Below are 4,898 nucleotides of genomic sequence, written 5' to 3'. Positions count from 1 at the left end.
TGATCAGAATGCACATAGCTTCGTTGTAAGCCGAGCTATTAAAGCTGTAACACAGCGCAATGCACAAGCTGAGACGAGTGAGTAATTTAATCATAAAATCCAGTAGCGCCAAAGTATTAATAGTATTGATTTTAAGCGTAAAGTTGAAATATATCTAGGGGCTAATCGATGACCATAAGATTGCGATATTCGTCGTAGGCAAATTGGTCGGTCATGCCACTAATATAATCTTGAATGAGTCGACAGCGATAATAAAACTCATAGGCGCTAAAGTGATCGGGCTCTTCTTGCATGGCGTCTATGGCATGTTGGTAGCTACTTAAGTGCTTTTTCGACAGCTTTTTTACTAAACGTGATTCAATCAGCAGCCGACTGTCGCCATTGAGTGCGCGCTTAAAGTCATCGCTACTCAGTTGTAACAGCGGTTTGTAGCAATCAAGCAGGCCGTTAATAATGCGATAGCCTTGCAGCTCAAGTTTTTCTACTTCGTGGTGCGAAAATACATAGTTAAGCGCCACCTGCTTTAAAGCAATAGTTAATGCGTGCAAGTGGCTACTATCTTCAAGTAGCGCTTGGTTAAAGTCGCCATGATAAATAGGCTCTATATGTTTTATAAAGCGTTTTGCAGCATGGTTTACTAAAGGATGCAGCAGTGCGACGCGTAAATAGATAAAAAACTCGCTATTAAAGTTAAACGCTTGGGCCTCTGCGCGTTCGAGCGCATAGTCTAGGGCTTTCGCGACAAAGTCGTGCTGTTGGCTGTCATCAATAGTGAGGTTGATTAACGCCTTGGTATAATGACTTTTCAGTTTAGTGCACAGCAGTTCAACCGTTATTATGCCTTTTTCGACTGCGTCTTCTATGTCGGCCAAGCAATACGATATGTCGTCGGCCGCTTCCATAATGTAACTTGCTGGGTGGCGACAATACGGCTGCATATCAAGCTCCGTTTGGAGTGCCTCAATAAAGGCTTTTTCGCTGTAGTAATACCCCACTTTTTTCATTAAGTAGTTTTTATTGGCGGGAATGTCTTTACTGTCGAGCCCGGCGGGGCGGGTATATTTTAAAATACTGGCGCTTTGGCAATAGGTTAAATTAAGTGCTTGCAGCGAATGAATAATGCGTATGCCTTGGGCATTGCCTTCAAACTGGCAAATGTCGTGGGCTAAGCTTTTAAAAATAACGCCAATTCCGGAATGTGCTTGTTTGCAGCGCGCTGGAGTAATACTGGCCATATGCGCTCTAAACCAATGGTTAATTGCGGCTTCACCAAAGTGCCCAAAGGGAGGGTTGCCTATATCGTGCATTAGGCAGGCCATTTCTACTAGGCTTTCAAGCGGGCGTTCAAGGTTATTTAGGCCGTAATCGGTTTGCTGCTGATAACTTAAGTTGGCAAAAATACGCTGCACGATAAAACGCCCCACTTGTTGTACTTCTAATGAGTGGGTGAGGCGCGAGCGCACAGCGGCGTTACGCTCCAGCGGAAACACTTGGGTTTTTTGTTGTAGCCTGCGAATAGCAGCGCTATTGATGATGCGGCCGCGATCGCTTTCAAGTGCCGTTTGCAAGTTTGCAGTGCTGCGAAACATGCGCGCAGGGGTTATTTTTTTACTAAAGTCGATCATCATCTTTATCCTGTTATAAGTTGATGATGGCCAAAGATGGCGCGCATCGTGGTGGTTTATTATTAATCTAGCAGTTTGTATCTTAAATTAATATATTGCTTTAAAATCAAATTGAAATAGCAGATTTTAGGTTTCAGATGTTAGGTGTCAGGTTTCAGGTTTCAGGTATCAGGTATCAGGTGTCAGGTTTCAGGTGTTAGGTTTCAGGTGTCAGGTGTCAGGTGTCAGGTATCAGGTGTCAGGTAGACATTAGCCAAGTGCGGTGCGAAAGAGCAGCGATCAGGCGGAACTAATAAGCTAATACTTAGAGCCTCATACCTAAAACCTAGAACCTAGCACCTAGCACCTAGGTTACAAATAAACGTTATGTTAAACAGGGTATTTAAATGAAACAGTGGATTGTGAAGGGCATGCTTTGGTGTCTTTTATTCGGGATGAATAATGCGTTTGCGGCCAAAGATCAAACCGTAGTGCTCATCTCCATCGATGGTATGCGTTGGGATTACATAGAAAAACACGGTGCGCCGCATTTAAAAGCCATGAGCGAGCAAGGAGTTAGAGGGCAAAAGTTAATCCCAGTTTACCCTACGAAAACGTTCCCTAACCATCTTTCTATTATTACTGGTTTATTGCCGGTTAATCATGGCATTGTTGATAATAAGTTTTGTGATAAGGCGCGTAATAATGCTTGCTATAGCATGGGGAAAGGGCAACACGACAGTACTTGGCTGAGCGGCACACCGCTGTGGAACTTAGCCAAAATGCAGGGACTAAAATCGGCGGTGTATTTTTGGCCGGAGTCGGATGCGCGTTTTAATGGCATGACACCAGATTATTACTATCATTATTCGCAACAGGGTGACTATCAACAACGGGTTGATCAAATAGTGCAGTGGTTAAGTTTACCTAAGGCGCAGCGCCCGCGTTTTGTAGCCAGCTACTTTTCATTGGTAGACACTATGGGGCATAAATATGGCCCAGATGCGCAGCAAACTCGCGATGCTGTTAAGCAACTTGATGCGTTAATGGGGCAGTTACAAACGCGCTTAAGTAAATTAGAGCAAGCAGTAAACTTAGTGATAGTGTCGGATCATGGCATGGCAAAGTTAGACCCTACACAACGTATATTAACCAGTAGCTTACCTAAAGATGATAATTTTTTAGTGGTAAATACAGGGCCGCGGTTACTTATTTATAGCAAACCGGAGGCGAAAAACGCTGATATTACCGGCTATAAAACGCGTTTACAGCAGGCGGCAAAAGGGCGTTATACGGTGTTAACTGATGAGCAATTAGCAGGGTATCATTATAATACAGGCACCCGGGTAGGTGATATTGTACTGCAAACCACGGTTCCAGCCATTTTCGCTGATTCAACAGCAGCAGGTGCAATAGGCATGCATGGTTATGCCTATAGCGATGATATGGCGGCGACCTTTGTGGCGATAGGGCCAGCATTTAAAAGCGGCATGCAGCTTGAACAGATAAATAGCTTAGATATATACCCAGTACTGGCTAAAGTGATGGGCTTAAGGTTACTTAGCAAAACAGACAGTGACGGAAAAAGTTTAATGCCCGCGATTAAGCAAAAGGTGATTGTGCATTAACTGCAAAGTTTATTAGTTAAATTAGCGGCAGTTAGGCCGCTTTTTTATGTGTAACAAAGAGCTAGGTGAGCTTTTTTCATGTAAATGGCAGCTCCCACTAATTGCCAAGCAATTAATCACCATGTATGTTAAAAAACAATAATAACAAGAGGATATGGCAAAAATGGAGCAATTACTAAACCGTACAATAGCGGGGCTTGTGGCGGTGATCATAGGTTTTACCAGCTCGATTGCCTTGATATATCAAGTGGTGATTGTGTTAGGCGGGACGCCAGAACTGGTTGCTAGCTGGGTGTTAATGTTGGGTTTAGTAATGGGCACGACTTCTATTGGTTTATCCTATTACTATAAAGTGCCGATACTCATCGCGTGGTCTACCCCAGGGGCTGCATTACTTATCTCCAGCACAGCAGGCTATACCCTTAATCAAGCCGTGGGGGCCTTTATGTTGGCGGCATTATTGGTGTTTTTGTCGGGCGTGACAGGCTGGTTTGAAAAAATAATGAACCGTATTCCCAGTGAGTTAGCCTGTGCGATGTTGGCAGGGGTATTGGTGCATTTTGGCATCGATGTGTTTAGCTTTATGAATGAACTGCCGTTAATGATAGGCGTAATGGTGGCGGTTTACTTTGTGGGAAAACGCTACTTTGCCCGTTTCACTATGCTGACGGTGTTAGTCACTGGTGTGTGCCTAGCTTGGCAGATGGGCCATTTTGATATCAGTAATGTGCAATGGCAAACCAGTAGCTTTACTTATACCGCGCCGAGCTTTAGTTTACAGGCGTTTATTAGTATTAGTATCCCGTTGTATATTGTAACCATGACCTCACAAAACCTACCTGGTATTGCGGTATTAAAAGCACACAATTATAAAGCGCCTATTTCTGCGTCGTTAAATGTGACGGGGTTAATTAATTTAATAACAGCCCCATTTGGTACTTACTCGATTAACTTAGCTGCCATTACCGCGGCGATTTGTATGAGTGAAGAGGTTGATAAAAACCCAAGTAAACGCTACTGGGCAAGTATTGCCGGAGGCTGTTTTTATATTATTATGGCGCTGTGCGCTGCAAGCTTAGTGTCGTTAGTTGCCAGCTTACCGCAGGCACTTATTTTAGCGCTAGCAGGCATTGCCTTATTTGGCACTATTGCGTCGAGCTTGCAACAAGCGCTGCACAGCGGCCACTACACAGAAGCCGCCATTATCACGTTTTTAGTCACCGCATCAGATTTAACAATTTGGTCAATAGGCTCCGCCTGCTGGGGAATTGTCGCCGGTATAGTCACGTTATTGATCACCCGTAAAGGGTAACAAGCGTGTTTAGTTATTAGGTTCTAGGTTCTAGGAAAAAACTAAAACTGATTCACTACAATAAACCACAAAATTACTACCTCTGTGAGCTCAGTTTCCTTGGTGGTAAAGCTGTTTTTTATTAATTGAACAAGCGAGGTGTAAAACCTAACCTACGGCATAACCTAAACTTCACGCTTGGCTAATGTCTAACTGACACCTAAAACCTGAAACCTGAAACCTAAAACCTAAAACCTAAAACCTGCTCTTTGCTGCCTTTACAACATTGGCTTTAACACGTCGAACATGGCTGCTATATGGTCGTCGCGGTCGTTGAGTGCGGCGATATAACGGTATTTTTCGCCGCCAGCCTGT

Annotated in this window: 3 protein-coding genes; 2 read left to right on the top strand and 1 reads right to left on the bottom strand. The window is 43.9% G+C overall.

Annotated features, from left to right (window positions below):
* Positions 1 to 161: 161 nt before the first annotated feature.
* Positions 162 to 1,628 carry a dGTPase gene (gene dgt / locus ABYB02_RS14590; RefSeq protein ID WP_372763138.1) on the bottom strand — a complete coding sequence of 489 codons (1,467 nt, stop codon included), beginning with the start codon at positions 1,626 to 1,628 and terminating at the stop codon, positions 162 to 164.
* Between the two features lie 383 nt (positions 1,629 to 2,011).
* Between dgt and ABYB02_RS14585 the strand changes: the two genes are divergently transcribed.
* A complete protein-coding gene (locus ABYB02_RS14585) occupies positions 2,012 to 3,232 on the top strand; it encodes an alkaline phosphatase family protein (RefSeq protein WP_372763137.1) in 1,221 nt (406 codons plus the stop codon).
* Between the two features lie 154 nt (positions 3,233 to 3,386).
* Positions 3,387 to 4,544, top strand: a complete 1,158-nt coding sequence (locus tag ABYB02_RS14580) for a benzoate/H(+) symporter BenE family transporter (protein WP_372763136.1) — start codon at positions 3,387 to 3,389, stop codon at positions 4,542 to 4,544.
* Positions 4,545 to 4,898 lie beyond the last annotated feature (354 nt).

The sequence above is a fragment of the Pseudoalteromonas sp. genome (assembly GCF_041613455.1).
Classification (GTDB): Bacteria; Pseudomonadota; Gammaproteobacteria; order Enterobacterales; family Alteromonadaceae; genus Pseudoalteromonas.
The sequence above is the reverse complement of the archived record's forward strand: the minus strand, read 5'-3'. Positions and strand labels throughout refer to the sequence as shown.